Raw genomic sequence first — 15,767 nt, forward strand, 5'->3', positions numbered from 1 at the left:
AGTCTGGCACGCGGCGCGGCGGGGAACCGGACGATCCACACCGCTTCCCCGCCGCGCCCGCCCGCCTCCCGGCTCCCGCACCGCGCGCGGCTACGCTCGCGCACGACTCCACCCGGACCCGGGCGGACCGGCAGCGCCGCCGCCCGGGACCCCCGCGCCCCCGCGACGACAGAGGCAGCTCCTGCGATGACCACGACGGACCAGCGAGGTCAGGTGTCCCCCACCACCCCGGCCACGACCAGCGGCGAGACGCTGCTGCAGCGGGTGGTCCTGCCCCGGCCCGCCGACCCGACCGCCGTCCGCGCGCTCTACCTCGACGAGCGCCCCGGCACCACGCTCGCCCCGGTCGAGCCGCTCGCCGACGAGGACGCGCGCCCGCTCTCGCTGACCGTGTCGACCATCGGCGGCCGCCGCACCCGGATCCTGGACCGCACGAGCGCGACCGTCCCCGCGGCCACCGAGGTCTCCTTCGGCGCCTACTTCAACGCCTTCGCCGCCGGCTACTGGCGGGCCTGGTCGACGCTCACCAGCATCGAGCTGCGCCTGGACCTGGAGGGCTCGGGCCGCGTCGACGTCTACCGCACCAAGGCCGACGGGTCGCAGATCGTCGTCGCCGGTGAGGTGGTCGAGGGCCGCCGCCGGGTCACCCTGGAACTGGACCTGCGCCCCTTCGAGGACGGCGGCTGGTACTGGTTCGACCTGTCCACCGACGACGCCGACCTGACCCTGCACGGCGGCGGCTGGCACGCCCCGCACGACGCGCCGGGCCGCGCGGCCGTCGTCGTCGGGATGCCGACGTTCAACCGGCCCGCCGACTGCGTCGCCACCCTCACCGCGCTCGGCTCCGACCCGCAGGTGCTCGAGGCGATCACCGCGGTGATCCTCCCCGACCAGGGCACGCGCAAGGTCCGCGACGAGGCCGGCTACGAGCAGGCCGCGGCCGCGCTCGGGGACCGGCTGCGGATCATCGACCAGCCCAACCTGGGCGGCTCCGGCGGCTACGCCCGGATCATGTACGAGGTCCTGCACGGCACCGGTCCGCACGCGGGCGGGATCGACTGCGAGCAGGTCCTCTACATGGACGACGACATCCTGCTCGAGCCCGAGTCGGTGCTCCGCGCGATCGCGTTCAGCCGGTTCTCCCGCGAGCCGATGCTCGTCGGCGGGCAGATGCTGTCGCTGCAGGCGCGCTCGCAGCTGTCCACCATGGGCGAGGTCGTCGACCGCAACCAGTTCCTGTGGCGCCCCGCCCCGGACACCGAGGCCCATCACGACCTCGCCGCCCGCACCCTGCGCCAGACCCGCTGGCTGCACCGCCGCGTCGACGTCGACTACAACGCCTGGTGGATGTGCCTGATCCCGCGCCGGGCCGCGGAGCAGCTCGGGCTGCCGCTGCCGCTGTTCATCAAGTGGGACGACGCCGAGTACGGCCTGCGTGCCCGCGCCGCCGGGTTCCGCACGGCGACCGTCCCGGGCGTCGCGATCTGGCACATGTCCTTCATCGAGAAGGACGACTCCTCGGACTGGCAGGCCTACTTCCACTACCGCAACCGGCTCGTCGCCGCGGCCCTGCACGGCCCCGACGACCCGCGCGCGATGCTGAAGGAGACCTTCAAGCGCACCCTGCGCCACCTGATGCTCATGGAGTACTCGGCGGTCGCGCTGCAGATCAAGGGCTTCACCGACTTCCTGGCGGGCCCCGAGGCGTTGTTCCCGAAGCTGCCCGTGGTGCTCGACGAGATCCGGGCCCTGCGGGCGCAGTACGACGACGGCCGCCCGCTGGACTCGGCGACCGAGGTGCCGCTCGCCGACCTCGACGCGCTGGGCGCCCAGCTGTTCCCGAAGCCCCCGGTGGGCCGGGCGAAGGCCGCGGTCGGGCTCGCCCGCGGGGTGCTGCGCAACCTGCGCACCCCGGACCCGGCGCTGCGCGAGCGGCCGCAGCGCAACGTGCCGTGGAAGAACGCCCAGTGGTTCGTCCTGGCCGGCCTGGACTCCGCGACGGTGTCCACCCCGGACGGCCGCGGGGTGACCTTCCGTCGTCGTGACCCGGCGATGTTCAAGGAGATGGTCGCGGAGTCGTTCCGGCTGCACCGCGCCGTCGCGGCGGACTGGGACGGCCTGCGTGCCCGCTACCGGGCGGCGGCGCCCGTGCTGACCGGCAAGGACGGTTGGAAGCAGATCTTCGAGTGAGTCCCGCCCGCCGGGGGCCGCTGCTGCTCCTGCTCGGCGTCGTCACCTGCCTGCTCGGCCTGGCCGCCGCGCTCGCCCCCGTCGACGTCGAGGACCCGGTCGTGACCTGGCCCCGGGCGGGACAGGCACCGGCGAGCACGGTGCTGCCGCTCTCGCCGTACCGGCCGCTGGAGTTCTCCGCGACCGTCCCGTGCGCCGCGGCGGCCGCCCTGGGCGAGGGCGACGTGCTGCGGACGATGCTCGCCGCCGAGGAGAACCCGGTGACCGCGCCGGGCTTCGTCGCGAGCGTGGCCGGCGGGACGCTCACGCTGCGCACCGGCGACCGGGTGCTCGCCACCGCGCCCGCCGGGTCGGGCTGCGTGTTCGAGGTGACCTCCGCGGACGGGGGCACCGTCGTCGCCCGCGACGGCGCGATCCTCGCCGAGCGCCTCGACATCGCACCGCCGCAGGTCGCCGAGCTCGCCACCGACGTCACCGGGCCCGCCGCGGCCGGGCTCGCGGTCACGCTGCACACCGACGCGCGCTACGCGTCGTCGCCGTCGCCGCTGAAGGTCGCGCTGCTCGTCGCGCACCTGCTCGCGCTGGCCGCCACCCTCGCCGTCGCCGTGCGGGCCTGGACCGGCACCCGCCGGGTGTTCGACGCGCCCGTCCGCCCCGGTCCGGCCGACCTCGTGGTGCTGGTCGTGAGCTGTGCCTGGGCGGTGCTCGGGCCGCTCAACATCGACGACTCCTGGTACGCGCTGATGGCCCGCCAGGGCGCGCGGACGGGGACGATCGGCAACGCGATCTACCAGCTCGACGTCACCGAGGCGCCGTTCGCGACCAGCCAGTACCTGCTGCAGTGGTGGGGGAGTCTCGTCGGCTGGGGCCTCGGGCCGCTGCGTGTGGTGCCGGTCGTGCTGGGTCTGCTGACCTGGGTGCTGCTGCGCTACACCCTCGCCGCGCTCGCGGGCCGGGCCGGCGTCCGGCCCGGGATGGTCGCCGCGCTCGCCGTCGCGCACCTGGCCTGGTTCCTCCCCTACGGCATCGCGCTGCGCCCGGAGCCCGCCGGGACCGCGGCCGCCGCCGGGGTGCTGCTGCTCGTCGCCGCCGCCCGCCGCACCGGGGCGGTCGGGTTGCTCGCGCCGGCCGTCGTCGTCGCGGTGGTGGCGGTGACGACCGCGCCGACCGCGCTGGTCGCCGCGATGCCGCTGCTGCTCGCGCTGCCACTGGTGTGGTGGCACCTCGCGCACGCGCCGTGGGCCACCCGGCTCGCGACGGCCGCCGTCGCGTTCGCCGCCGCGAGCGCGGTCGTGCCGCTCGGGCTGGCCGACCAGACCCTCGCCGACGTCCGCGAGTCGTTCGCCGTGCACCGCTGGTACTACTTCCAGTACCAGTGGTATGCGGAGTTCGTCCACTACGCGAACCTGCTGGGCCCCGACGACCAGGGCACCTGGGGACGACGCCTGCCGGTCCTGCTGACCGTCGCCGTCGTCGCGCTGGGCGCGGTGCGGCTCGCGACGCGCCGCGGCACCGGCGGCCCACTCGGCTCGGCGCTCGGGTTCGCGCTCGCCGCGACCGCGCTCGGCCTCGTCGCCGTCGCCGTCAGCCCGACGAAGTGGGTCAACCACTTCGGCGCCGTCGCCGCCCCCGCGACGCTGCTGCTCGCCGTCGCGCTCGCCCGCGGTCCGCTGCCGCGGCGCGCCCCGGCCCGGCTCGTCGCGGTGGGGACGGCCGTGCTCGGCGTCGTCGCCGCGGTGATCTACGCCGGCCCGAACCTGTGGCGCCCGTTCTCCGACTGGGGACAGCCGTTCGGGAACCACTCGGTCGTCGACGCCCCGATCCACCAGCAGGTCCTCGCACCGCACCTCGGACCGCTGTACCTGCGCAGCCCGCTGCTGTGGCTGCTCGTGGTCGCCGCCGCGCTGTGGTGGGCCCGGCGGCGGGGGAGCACGCCCCGGCCGGACCGGGCGGTGCTGCGCGTCGCCACGGCGGGCGGCGTCGCGCTGATGCTCGCGGTGTTCCTCGTCGCCCCGGTACACCAGGCCCCCGGCGCGTCGGTGGCCTCGATGAACCTCGCCATGCTGACCGGCGACGGCTGCGGGCTGGCCGACGCGCTGACCGTCACCGTCCCCGGTGACGCGACGCCCGCGCTCCCCAGCGACCCGCCCCGCCTCACCGGAGTGATGCGGGACGGCCCGCCGCCCGACCGCCCGTCGATCCCGGGCCCCGTCTGGCACACCGAGGACGCCGGCACCGGCACCCTCGACGCCGGCTGGTTCCCCGTGCCGGCCGGGACCAGCCGGCTGCTCCTGCCACTGACCGGAGATCTGCGGAGCGACCAGGCCGTCCGGGTCGACACCGGCGCGGGCGCCGTCACGGTCGACCTGCCGGGGGAGAAGGCCGGCGACTGGCGGGACGTGGCGGTCACCCTGCCCGCGCCCGCCGACCGGGTCCGGATCGTCGTGGACGACCGGACCGACGGGCCCGACACCTGGCTCGCCGTCGGCGCCCCGCGGCCCGCCCGCGACCTGCCCGCCCGCACGGTGCTCGGCGACGCCCCGGTGTTCGCCGACCAGGCCTCGGCGGTGCTGTGGCCCTGCCAGGACCAGATCGCGGTGCGCCACGGCATCGCGCAGGCCCCCCAGTGGCGGCTGCGCACCGGCGACGACCTGGAGGGCGCGACCGAGACCACCGCGTTCTTCCCGGCGAACGGCGGGACGCTCGCCGGGATCGGCCGTACCGCGACCTTCGACGAGCTGCCCTCGCGGCTCGATCCGCCCGGCGGGCGCGCGATGTTCGCGCCCGCGCACGTCGAGCGGGTGCGCTACGAGCACCCGACCGACGGCTGGGACCTCACCGTCGGCACGCAGCGACGGTGGGGCTGGGAGCGGCTGCCGACCCTGGCCGACAAGGACTACACCGGACGGGACTTCCTGGGCTGAGACCGGTCACCGACCGATTACTTGGACACTCCGACTACTGGATGATCCATGTATATTCGAGCCGTGGACGACGACGGAGCGCGTGAGCTGATCGACCGGATACTCGCCGCGGGTGACCGGATCCGCGACGACCTGCGGACGGTGTGCGACGGCCTCGACCTCACCGATGCCCAGATCGGTCTCCTGTGGCGCCTCGCCCGCGAGCCGGACGGACTCACCAGCCGGGCCCTGGCCGATCGGCTCGGTTGCGATGCCTCCACCGTGACCTCGTTGGTGGACCGCCTGGAACGCCACGGGGTCGTCGTTCGCTCGCCGCATCCCCGGGACCGCCGTGCGAAGCTCGTGCAGCTCACCCCGACGGGGTGCGAGCTGCGTGATCGGGCGGACGCCTGGTGCCGTGACGCGTCGTCGGTCGCGGCCCTCCCGCCCGCCGATCGGAGGACGCTGGCGGATCTGCTGAACCGGGTTCTGGATCCGGACGGGACCGGGCGAGCCGCAGGCGGCGGTGACCGGCGGTGACCGGTGGGATGGACGGCGTCACGGTGGTCGTCACCGGGGCGACGTCGGGGATGGGACGTGCGATGGCACGGGACCTGGTCGGGCGCGGAGCAGACGTGATCGTCGTCGGACGCGACGCGCGCCGCGTCCGCCGCACCGCCGACGAGCTGGGCGGGCATCGCGTGGTGGGCCGCTACGAGGCGGACCTGTCCCGGCACGCCGAGGTCCGTGGGCTCGCCGTCGCCCTGGCGGCCGACGGCCACCGCGTCGACGTGCTGGTCAACAACGCAGGGGCCGCCTTCGACCGCTACGCCCTCACCCCGGACGGGGTCGAACGGACCCACGCCCTCAACCTGCACGCACCCGTCCTGCTCAGCCACGCCCTCGCCGCGAACGGTGTGCTGGTCCCGGAGGCACGGGTGATCACGATGTCGAGCTTCATGGAGAAGCAGGGGCGGGTCGCCCCGACCGATCCGGATGTGCGGGGCACGTCGTGGGCCGGGCGTCGGTGGTCCCAGAACCGGGTCTACGCGACGAGCAAGCTGCTCGCCCTGCTGGCCATGAACGGGTTCTCCCGGTCGGCACCGGGCCTGCGGGTCTACAACGCCGACCCCGGCATGGTCCGGACCGGGTTCACCGGCACGGCCGGCGGGGCGATGGCGCTGGTCGCACCGCTGACGCGGCTGTTCGCGCGCACTGTGGAGGAGGGCGTCGCGACCCCCCTCATACTGGCCACCTCCCGGCCGGCACCGGCGGCCGGCGACGGGTACTTCGCATCCTCGCGTCCCGCGACGCCGTCGCGGACGGCGCGGGACGCGGCACTCGCCGAGCTCGTCCACCGGCGTACGGCCGAGGCCGTCGGGATCACGCCGTGAGCCGCCGCCCCGGGCCGGTCAGCCCGCGTCGTAGAGCCGCGCCCAGGTCTCCCGCGAGGTGAGCCGCGGCTCCGCGGCCTTCCACTCCCGGGCGACCTGCGGCCCCTCGTTCCATAGCCGGCGCACCGTGTGCACCCCGCGGGTGGTGAGCTCGCGCAGCCGCTCCTGGTCGCGGGTCCGGATGCGGACGCCGTTCTCGGCCATGTCGGTGACGATCGCGCGCTCGAACAGCGACACGTGCCACCAGTGCGCCTCACCGGCCGGGACCATCCCGGAACGGAACGGCACCCGCCCGGTTGCCTGCAGCAGGGCGCGCTTCACCCAGGTCCGCACGATCTTCGACGGCTTGCCCCCGGCGAGGTGCACCACGGACTCGCGCACGTCGAGCCCGGCCTCCGCCAGCGGCACGGCCGTCGTCTCGGGGTAGGCGGCGCGGATCCGGCGGATCTCCGCCGCCGCGGAGGCGGAGCCGTCGTCGAGCACCGACGGGCCGCGCAGGAAGTCCTCCACCGCCGTCAGCAGCGTCGCGGCCAGCCCGTACTGCATCGCGACCAGGTACTGGGCCAGCAGCTCGACGACCGTCGCGGACACCGTGCGCCGGTCGAAGCCGGTCCGCAGGGCGGCGGTGATCAGGCCGTTGCGCTGGTTGAAGTAGCGGTGCCACTCGTCCCAGTCCTTCCAGCCGAAGTCGGCGTGCCACACGCCGGCCCCGGGCAGCGACACCGTGGCGAAGCCGCGCTCGCGGGCGCGGTAGCCGAACTCGACGTCGTCCCACTGGAAGAACAGCGGCAGCGGGTAGCCGACGGCCCGCACGATCGGCGCGGGGATCAGGCAGGACCACCAGCCGTTGTACTCGGTGTCGACCCGCTGCTCCTGCACGATCGGCAGCAGCCGCTCGTCGCGGCCGAGGAGGAAGCCCTCCTCCAGGGCACCGGGGACGGGCTTGCCGACGCGGAGCTTCTCGGGCTCGGCGTACTCGGCGGTGATGTGGACGTGGCCCGGGTGCAGCAGGTTCAGCATCTGCCCGCCGACGATCGTCGGCGCGGTGGTGCAGGCGGCGAACCCGGTCAGCCGGACGACGATCTCCGGGTCGAGGAGCACGTCGTCGTCCATGAGCAGGACGTCGTGGTCGTCGGCCGGGTCGCCCGCGGTCGCCTCGTACAGGCCGCGGGTGAAGCCGCCCGCGCCGCCCAGGTTGGGCTGGCGCTGGTAGGCGAGCCGGTCGCCGAACGCGGCCGCCAGCGGCGCGAACCGGTCGCGCGACTCCAGCGGGTCGCTGCCCTGGTCGACCACGCGGACGATCGCGACGCGGGCCAGTGCGGCCGGGTCGTCGAGCAGCGCCTGCAGCGTGTCCAGGCAGTCCTCGACGCGGTTGTAGGTGCAGATCGTGATCGAGGTGGGCCGCGGCGGGCGGGGCACCGCGACGGTCCACTCGACGTCGGACACGGTCAGCGTGCCGGTGTCGGTCGCGAACTCCAGCCAGAGCCCACCGCCGTCGACGAAGCGGTCGATCGCCCCGGTCAGCTCGACGGTGGTGCTCCCGGTGGCGTCGACCCCGGTGGTGGCGACGGCACGGGCGACCTTGTTGGTGTCCGAGGCCATCAGCCACACCCGGCCGCGGCCCGCGGCGCGCAGCGTCACCCGGACCTCGGGCACCGCGGTCCAGCGCTGCCAGTAGGTGGCGTGCAGCCGCCCCCAGTAGGTGTTGGTGGTGACGTGGGTGGCCGGGACCAGCTCGATCAGGTCCCGCTCGCGGCGGGCGGCGCCGCGCAGGACCTCGGCGTAGAGGTCCTCGGGCACCAGGTGCGTCGGCCCGGTGAAGGGGCCACGCTGCACGACCAGCCGTCCGGGGCGGGTCCCGCCGGCGGGGTCGTCGGCCGGGGCGGGCTCGCCCCCGCGGAGGGGCCGGGCGGTGTCCAGCATGGCTCTCGCTCTCGCCTCACTTCTCGGATCGGACATCACGGAGTCTGCCGGGGCCTCAGCCCGGCAGCGGCGTCGGGTCCGGCGACGGGGCCCCGGCCTGCCCGACCTGCTGCCAGCCCCACAGGGTCCGGTCGCCCTCCTGCACCGGGGCCGGGACCGCCCGCGGGTCGTAGGACTCGACGAGCCGGATCTGGCCCCAGTCGAAGTCCCAGGCCCCGGGAAGGTAGGTCGGGACGTAGCGCTGGGCGGCGGTCCGGAGCAGCCAGCCCTGGGGGCCGCCGAACCGGCTGCGGCCCCACTCGTCGGCGACGGTGCGCTGCTGCGGGTCGGCGAGCATCCGGAACACCGGTACGTCGGCGATGCCCCGGTGCACGCCGAAGCGCTTCACACAGGGGTGCACGAACGACGTCGCCCAGTCCAGGTACGCGGTGCCGCGGGCGGCGATCGTGGTCAGCGGGGTCAGCCGCGGGACCCGGGGCTGGGCGACGGCGACCCACGACCCGGCCCCGATGCCGCGGTCGGACACGACCACCCGCACCCGGTCGGCGTCGGCGGCCGGACGGCCCGCCAGGTCGACGCGCAGGTCCCGCCACCCTTGGCCGCCCGAGGCTCCGCCGGAGTAGTCCGAGGTGCTGGTGACGGCCCCGCCGGGCTCGAACTCGTCGACGACGGCGCCGTCGCGGGCGAACTGCAGCGTGACCGTGTTGCCGCCGCCGATCGTCCCGGCGACGCCGAGCACCAGCGGCGCGGAGCCGTCGCGGGCCGCGGCGGGCAGCGCGTGCCACACCGAGCGGTAGTCGCCGACGTTCTCCGGGTTCGGCGACCAGCTGCCCATGACCGGCCCACCCAGCGGGCCGGTGCCGGTGACGCCGGGCCGGTCGTCGCCGTCGCCGGAGTTGTCGCGCAGCGACCCCGGCCCGGTCGGGGGCAGGCCGTCCGGCGTGAAGCCCTCGGCCAGCGGACCGGGATCGGGGACGCCGGCCGGTTCCGGCGCGACGGGCAGCACGTTCGCGGCCGGGTCGGTCTCGACCTGGATGCGCCCGGCGAGCCCGCAGCGCGACCCGGTCGGGTCGGTGAGGATGTCGGCGCCCAGGGAGTAGGAGCCCTCCTGCTTCTCCATGCCCTTGGCCATCGAGGCGACCTGGAACAGCACCATGAACGCGCAGATCACCGCGATCGGCGCCGACCCGAGCCGGACGGCCTGGGCGGTGCCGATCCGGCCGCGCCGACGCCCGAGGGTCCGCCGGACCGGGCGCGGCACCCCGGAGGTCGAGCGCAGGTGCTCCACCCCGGCGACGACGAGCGACAGGAACGCCAGGACCAGCAGCACCGTCGTCGCCTGGATCCCGCTCACCGACACCGGCTTGTCGAACCACGGCACGCCCCAGTTCGAGACGTACCACCAGGTGTTCGGGCCGCGGAACGCCAGACCGGTCACCGCGAGCACCGCGCCGAGGAACAGCGCCTGGTTGCGCCGCGAGCGCAGCACACCGGTGCTCGTCGCCAGCGCGGCCAGCGCCGCGACGCCCGAGGCGAGCGCGGCGAACGCGCCGAAGTGGTGCGTCCACTTCGTGGGGGTCAGTGCCAGCACCGCGAACGACAGCGCGGTGCTCGTGAGCAGCCGCCGGGAGAACCCGAGCGCGGCGCCCGGGATGCGGCCGCGGCGCAGCAGCACGATCGTCGAGACGATCATGCACAGCCACAGCAGCAGGACCGGGAAGCGGCGCTGCAGCGAGCCGTCGCGGCTGTCGCTGAACAGCAGGTCGTAGCGGGCGAGCTCCTGGTACCAGGGCAGGTTCGGGCCGATGTCCTGGCGGACCCGGGTGGCCTCGGCGACGGTGGCGAGGGTCTGGTCGCCGAAGACGGCGGTGAGCACGATCAGCCCGGCCGCGAGCAGTGGCCCGAGGGTGGCCGTCCACCCGGTGGTGCGGATCCGCTCGGTGAACAGCCGCAGCAGCGGCCGGGCCGCGGCCAGGAACGGGGCCAGCGCGATGAGACCGGTCGGCGTCGCCGCGACGGCGAACGCCCCCGCGACGAGTGCCCCCGCGACCGGCAGCAGCCGCCGGGTGGCCAGGGCGCGCTCCAGCATCACGAACGACACCAGCGCCGCGATCACGACGACGGTCTCCGGGCGGAGCCCGTTGTTGAACGGCAGCCAGAAGCACAGGAACACCCCGGCCGCGGCCCAGCTCGCGGAGCGGCTGCGCCGGACCCGGGTGCCGAGGCGCGGCAGCAGCGCCCGGCTGATCAGGAACCAGGACGCGACGCCCATCGCCAGCGCCGGGATGCGCAGCCACAGCACGGACTCCGAGACCCCGCTCCACAGCGAGTACAGCTGGTAGAACCAGCCGAACGGCGCCTCGGGGACGTCGAACCAGCGGTGGTAGTTGCCGATGTAGCCGGCGGTGTCGTTGCCCCGGGAGATGTCGAGGATGTAGCCGTCGTCGCTGGTCATCGACCCGATGAGGGCCCACACGACCAGCACGCCGACGACGACGGCGTCGCGCAGGTCGTCCTGCCCGCGCAGCCGGCGCGCCAGCCGGCGGCCGTGCACGACGCGGCGGGCGTCGGCGTCGTCGATCCGGCGCAGGAAGAACAGCGAGCCGAACAGCGCGACGATCGCGACACCGCCCGCGACGAGCTTGAGTGTCGAGGCGTCGGTGTCGTAGCGGTTGTCGGTGTCGAACCGGACGCTCGTGCCGCCCATCGGGTCGCGGGCCGCGTCGAGGTCGGAGTAGATCCCGGTGAGCTGCGGACGGCCGTCGCCGGCGAACTCGTAGAGCGTGGCCCCGCCCAGGGTCGCCGTCGTCGCGTCGAAGTCCGAGGTGAACGTGAGCGCGCAGGGCGCGCCCGGCGGGGGCAGCGGCGCGGTGGCGATGCGCTGACCGCGGTTGTCGAGGGTGACCACCCCGTCGGCGACGGCGATGCGCAGCCCGACCGTGTCGCCGTCCGGGGCGCCGGTGGGCGTCGTGGACAGCACGGTCGCGCGGCCGGGTTCGCGGTCGTCGAGGCTGCGGATCGCGTCGCAGCCGATCGTCGCGGTCAGGCTCTCCGGCCGGTACGCGACCAGGGGGGCGTTCAGCGGCGCGGTGCCGGTCGTGGCGTTCGGCCAGCTGACGGTCGCCGTGTTCTGCACGACCGGCAGGAACGGGATCGCCAGCGCCAGCACCGCCGAGAGCAGGCCCAGCGCGGCGGCGAGCAGGCGGTCGGTCGGACGCGACCGGCGGTCGGTGGGGCCGGATCCCGGACGGGGATCCGCCTCCGTGTCGGCGGTCAGCACACGACCGAGGCTAGACGCCACCCGGTGATCAACTGTGATCCCCCCGTGACCCCCGACCGTCCACCCGTCCGGCGTAGTCCACCCACCCGAGGTCTCAAGGTCGGTCACTCCGGGTTTCAATCACCGTGTGTGACCAGCTGCGACATTCGGGCACTGTTCGGGTGTCACCGGTGACGGTGGTGATCTCGCCTCGTTGGCCCCGGTGTGAGCATCTGCACCGATTCGCGAGCGACGGCCGACGACCCGGCCACCGCCGCGTCCGCCGCCGGCGGCACCACCCCGGAACAGGGGGGTTCGTCCGTCCGATGTGGAGGCAACGGTGGCGGTGAGGTGTTCGCGCTGACCGGTCTGCGGATCGTCGCCGCGCTCTGGGTCGTCGCGTTCCACTTCCACTTCACCCCGATGGCGGGTGTGGAGACGGTGAACGGCTGGCTCGGACCGCTGATCACACAGGGTGCGCTCGGCGTCGACCTGTTCTTCGTCCTGAGCGGCTTCGTCATCGCCTGGACCTACCTCGACCAGCTCGGCCCGCGGCTGCGGCTGCGGGACGCGGGCGGGTTCGTGTGGGCCCGCGCGGCGCGGATGTGGCCCGCCTACGCGGTGGTGTTCCACCTCTTCGGCGTGTGGCTGGTGGCGCGGCTGGTGTTCGGGTCGACGACCGACGTCGCCTACCAGGCGGTGCAGCCGTCGTTCGGCGTCGGCGCGTGGCTCGAGCAGCTGTTCCTCGTGCAGATGTGGGACGAGCAGTACCTCGACGGCGCGTCCTGGGTCGGCCCGACGTGGTCGATCAGTGCCGAGTGGCTGGCCTACCTGCTGTTCCCGCTGCTGGCGCTCGGGTTCTTCCGGCTGCGGAACCTGCCGTTCGCGGTGCTGGCGGCGGGGTCGCTGCTGTGCACCGCGCCGATGGCGGCCGCGTTCCTCGTGGTCGGGTCGCCGTACTACCCGTACAGCTGGCTGGTCCGGATCCTCGGCGGGTTCTCCGCCGGTGTCCTGGCGATGCTGGCCGTGCGGCGGCTGCGCGCCACCGAGCGGGTCCGCTCCGCGGCCTCGGCGACGGCGACGTTCACCGTCGCCACGGTGCCGTTCGTCCTGCTGGCGGGGTCCGTCGTCGGCGGCGGGCTGCACGGCCTGGCCGTCGTCGCCTTCCCGATCCTGGTCGGAGCCCTCGCGCTCGCCGACCGCGGACCGGTGCACCACCTGCTGACCCGTGGCCCGATGGTGCACGGAGGGCGGATCTCCTACGCCCTCTACCTGGTCCACATCCCGATGTTCGAGATCTTCTGGTTCCTGAGCGACTCCGGTGTCCTCCCCCGCGGCGGGGAGACGGGGCACCTGATCGCGCTCACCGTCTTCGTGGGGACTCTGCCCGTGGCACACCTGCTGTACTCGCTCGTCGAACGTCCCGCGCGCCGGTGGATGCGGGGCCGGACCCGGCCCGCCCCCGAGGCCGTCGAGGCGGTCGTCGCCCCCGACCCGGTCCCGGCCGCCCGCCGCGTCGTCGACAACGACGAGGCGCGCCGTGACCCGGAGACCTCCGTGCTGCCGATGATCACCGACGAGCCGGTGACCTCGGTGCTGCCGGTCGTGTCCGCTGCCCCGGCCGCCGATCCCGCCGCAGCGGCTCCGGCCGTGCCCGCCCGGCGGGTGGCGCCGCGGTCCGTGCCGTCGCAGCCGTCGCAGCCGTCGCAGCCGTTCGCGCCGATGCAGGAGGGCGACGTGCCCTCGGTGACCGAGGCGCTGCCGGTGGTCCGCCGCCGCCCGGCGGGCCCCGCCGTCGCCACGACCTCGGGCTGGACCCCCACCACGGCGCCGGAGCAGGCCCCCGCCGACGACGCGCTGACCGCCGCCATGCCGGTCGTCCGGCCCGTCGCGGCCCCGGCCGCGCCGGTCGCCGAGCCCGAGCCCACCGCCCCGGCGTCCGAGCCGGCCCCGGCCGACCCGATCGTCGTCCCGGCGCCCGCGCTGCCCACCCGGGCACCGCGACGCCCCGAGGCCGACCCCGCCGACGTGCCCGCCGCGGCCGGGATCGACGTCCCGGCCCCGGCCGGTTCGGCCCGCTGGGTGCTGGAGCGCCTGGCCGCGGCCCGTGCCGCCGACTTCGACGGCGCCGGGCACAGCGACCTGTCCGCCGACCTGGTCGCCGTCGCCCGGATGCGCAGCGGCGGCGCCGGCACCGGCGGAGACCTGTTCACCCCGGTCGTCGAGGGCACCGGCACCACCACCGGCGTCGACCGGATGGAGCGGCTGCGGTCGCTGCACATCGCGGCCCGCGGGCTCGCCGACGACCGCGGTGTCGTCCCGGCGCCGCGGGCGATCCGCTCCGCGTCGGCGCTGCCCGGCACGCGGACCGGTGCCGAGAACTGCGGGCGGGCCGGTCGTCGTCGCGACGACGCCCACGCCAGCGCCGCGACACCGATCGTTGCTGCCTCGGGTGCGGCCGCGGCCCGTCGCCGCCGGAAGAAGCCGGCACACGGGGCCTGAGACGCCGCTGGGGAGCGGGGAACACCGGGCGTGCCCCCGGACCACCGTCGTGGTCCGGGGGCACGGTCGTGTCCGCCGTGCACACCTCCGTCCGGGTCCGCCGGCTGCGGCGGACCGGGCACGCGGTCCCGGCGACCGCGGTGGATGCCGGTACCCGGGCACGGCGGTGCGCCGCGTCGGTGACAATGGACGGGCCCGCCCGTCGCGACCAGGACGGGCCCCTCCCACCGACGCGATGGACCGATGATCCCCACGACCCCGCCCCTCGCCGACCTGCCCGAGCCCGCCGGCGCCGCACCGCCGGAGCGGGCCGCGCTGCACTGGTACCTGCGCCTGGCCCGCCACCACCTGGGCCGTGGCCCCTACCTCGACGTCGCGGGCGCCGGTGGGGCCCTGCTCGCCGGGCTGGCCCGGCTCGGCCCGGTCTCGGGGCTGGCCGGCTCGGAGGCCGAGGCCCAGGAGATGCGCGCGGGTGCGCCGGGCTGCCCCGTGCACCTGGGCCTCGACGCCCTGCCGGGTCCGGTCGCGTCGCTGACCGCGGTGGAGGTGCTCGACCGGCTCCCGGACCCCGCGCTCGCCGGTGACCTCGGGCCGGGCGGCTGGTTCCGGGCGCTCGAACCGGGCGGGCACGCACTCGTCGTCGTCGCCGACGCCGAGGGCCGCGGCCGTGAGCTGGCCGGTGCCCGCTGGGTGCCGCCCCGCGTCCCGCGCGGGCACCTGCGGATCCGGGAGATCCTCGTCGACGCCGGGTTCGAGATCGTCCGGGAGGGCTCCGACGGGCTGACCCGCGGCCCCTACGGCGGTGTCCCCACCTGGGCCGACCCGCGTCTGGCCGCGACCCGTGCGCAGCGGTCCGCGGGGCGCCTCACGTGCGAGGCGGGCGCGGGGGAGCGCGCGGTGATCATCGCGAGGAGACCGGCGGCGCCGTAGCGTGCAGGGCATGAGCGATGTGCTGCCCCTCGGGCCCGACGAGCTGCTCACCACCACCCGATCGGTCCGCAAGCGCCTGGACCTGGAGCGTCCGGTCCCGCTGGAGGTGGTCCGGGAGAGCCTCGAGGTCGCGCTGCAGGCCCCGAGCGGCTCCAACCAGCAGGGCTGGCACTGGCTGGTGCTCACCGACGCCGAGAAGCGCAGGGCCGTCGGCGAGTACTACCGGAAGGCGTTCACCGCCTACCGGAACTCCTCGCAGTACCCGACGACCCGCTCCCACGGCGACGCCGACCGCGACGCCACCCAGCTCCGCGTCGCGGACAGCGCGCAGTACCTCGCGGACCGGATGGGGGAGGTCCCGGTGCTGGTCATCGGCGCGATGAACGCGAAGGCCGAGCTGCCGGCGTCGAACCAGGCCGGGATGTGGGGGTCGCTCCTGCCGGCCGCGTGGAGCCTGCAGCTCGCGCTGCGCGCCCGCGGCCTGGGCAGCGCCTGGACGACGCTGCACCTGCAGTACGAGAAGGAGATCGCCGAGCTGCTGGGCATCCCGGAGAACGTGCGGCAGGGCGTCCTGCTGCCGGTCGCGTACTACACCGGTGACACGTTCAAGCCCGCGAAGCGCCAGCCGTTCGACACCGTCCTGCACGTCGACGGCTGGTAGGCCGC

Annotated in this window: 9 protein-coding genes; 7 read left to right on the forward strand and 2 right to left on the reverse strand. The window is 75.3% G+C overall.

The window, feature by feature from the left end:
- Positions 1-186: 186 nt before the first annotated feature.
- The 4 genes from KPL60_RS32210 to KPL60_RS32225 all read left to right on the forward strand — a co-directional run bounded on the left by KPL60_RS32210 (position 187) and on the right by KPL60_RS32225 (position 6,487).
- The gene (locus tag KPL60_RS32210) at positions 187-2,190 is read left to right on the forward strand and encodes a glycosyltransferase (protein ID WP_062399243.1); all 2,004 of its coding nucleotides are present in this window, start codon (positions 187-189) and stop codon (positions 2,188-2,190) included.
- Positions 2,187-5,114, forward strand: coding sequence for an arabinosyltransferase domain-containing protein (locus KPL60_RS32215; RefSeq protein WP_226368127.1), 2,928 nt, complete (start codon positions 2,187-2,189; stop codon positions 5,112-5,114). The genes KPL60_RS32210 and KPL60_RS32215 overlap by 4 nt, the downstream gene beginning before the upstream one ends.
- Positions 5,115-5,177: 63 nt before the next feature.
- Complete coding sequence (locus tag KPL60_RS32220; RefSeq protein WP_226368128.1) at positions 5,178-5,633, forward strand: MarR family winged helix-turn-helix transcriptional regulator; 456 nt, start codon at positions 5,178-5,180, stop codon at positions 5,631-5,633.
- Positions 5,630-6,487 (forward strand): SDR family NAD(P)-dependent oxidoreductase, encoded by an 858-nt coding sequence (locus KPL60_RS32225; RefSeq protein WP_226368129.1) that lies wholly within the window; start codon positions 5,630-5,632, stop codon positions 6,485-6,487. The genes KPL60_RS32220 and KPL60_RS32225 overlap by 4 nt, the downstream gene beginning before the upstream one ends.
- A gap of 18 nt (positions 6,488-6,505) precedes the next feature.
- Here KPL60_RS32225 and KPL60_RS32230 read toward each other — a convergent pair whose 3' ends face one another.
- On the reverse strand, positions 6,506-8,410 hold the full coding sequence (locus KPL60_RS32230) for a glycosyltransferase (RefSeq protein WP_226368130.1): 1,905 nt from the start codon (positions 8,408-8,410) through the stop codon (positions 6,506-6,508).
- A gap of 55 nt (positions 8,411-8,465) precedes the next feature.
- A complete protein-coding gene (locus tag KPL60_RS32235; protein ID WP_226368131.1) occupies positions 8,466-11,690 on the reverse strand; it encodes an arabinosyltransferase domain-containing protein in 3,225 nt (1,074 codons plus the stop codon).
- A gap of 330 nt (positions 11,691-12,020) precedes the next feature.
- On the opposite strand from KPL60_RS32235, the gene KPL60_RS32240 reads away from it, so the two are divergent.
- The 3 genes from KPL60_RS32240 (at position 12,021) to KPL60_RS32250 (ending at position 15,762) form a co-directional block, all read left to right on the forward strand.
- Positions 12,021-14,171: an acyltransferase gene (locus KPL60_RS32240; protein WP_226368132.1), complete on the forward strand. Its 2,151-nt coding sequence runs from the start codon at positions 12,021-12,023 to the stop codon at positions 14,169-14,171.
- Positions 14,172-14,414: 243 nt separating this feature from the next.
- A complete protein-coding gene (locus KPL60_RS32245; RefSeq protein WP_226368133.1) occupies positions 14,415-15,101 on the forward strand; it encodes a hypothetical protein in 687 nt (228 codons plus the stop codon).
- 10 nt (positions 15,102-15,111) lie between these two features.
- Entirely contained in the window at positions 15,112-15,762 is a 651-nt protein-coding gene (locus KPL60_RS32250; RefSeq protein ID WP_226368134.1) for a nitroreductase family protein, read from the forward strand.
- Positions 15,763-15,767 lie beyond the last annotated feature (5 nt).

Origin of the sequence: Pseudonocardia sp. ICBG162 (assembly GCF_020496225.1) — a bacterium.
Lineage (GTDB): Bacteria > Actinomycetota > Actinomycetes > Mycobacteriales > Pseudonocardiaceae > Pseudonocardia > Pseudonocardia alni.

Bases quoted from the DNA above. Each gene is read 5' to 3' on its own strand.
- KPL60_RS32210 (WP_062399243.1), top strand. From the start codon at position 187: ATGACCACGACGGACCAGCGAGGTCAGGTGTCCCCCACCACCCCGGCC.
- KPL60_RS32230 (WP_226368130.1), bottom strand. From the start codon at position 8,410: ATGCTGGACACCGCCCGGCCCCTCCGCGGGGGCGAGCCCGCCCCGGCC.
- KPL60_RS32245 (WP_226368133.1), top strand. From the start codon at position 14,415: ATGATCCCCACGACCCCGCCCCTCGCCGACCTGCCCGAGCCCGCCGGC.
- KPL60_RS32250 (WP_226368134.1), top strand. From the start codon at position 15,112: ATGAGCGATGTGCTGCCCCTCGGGCCCGACGAGCTGCTCACCACCACC.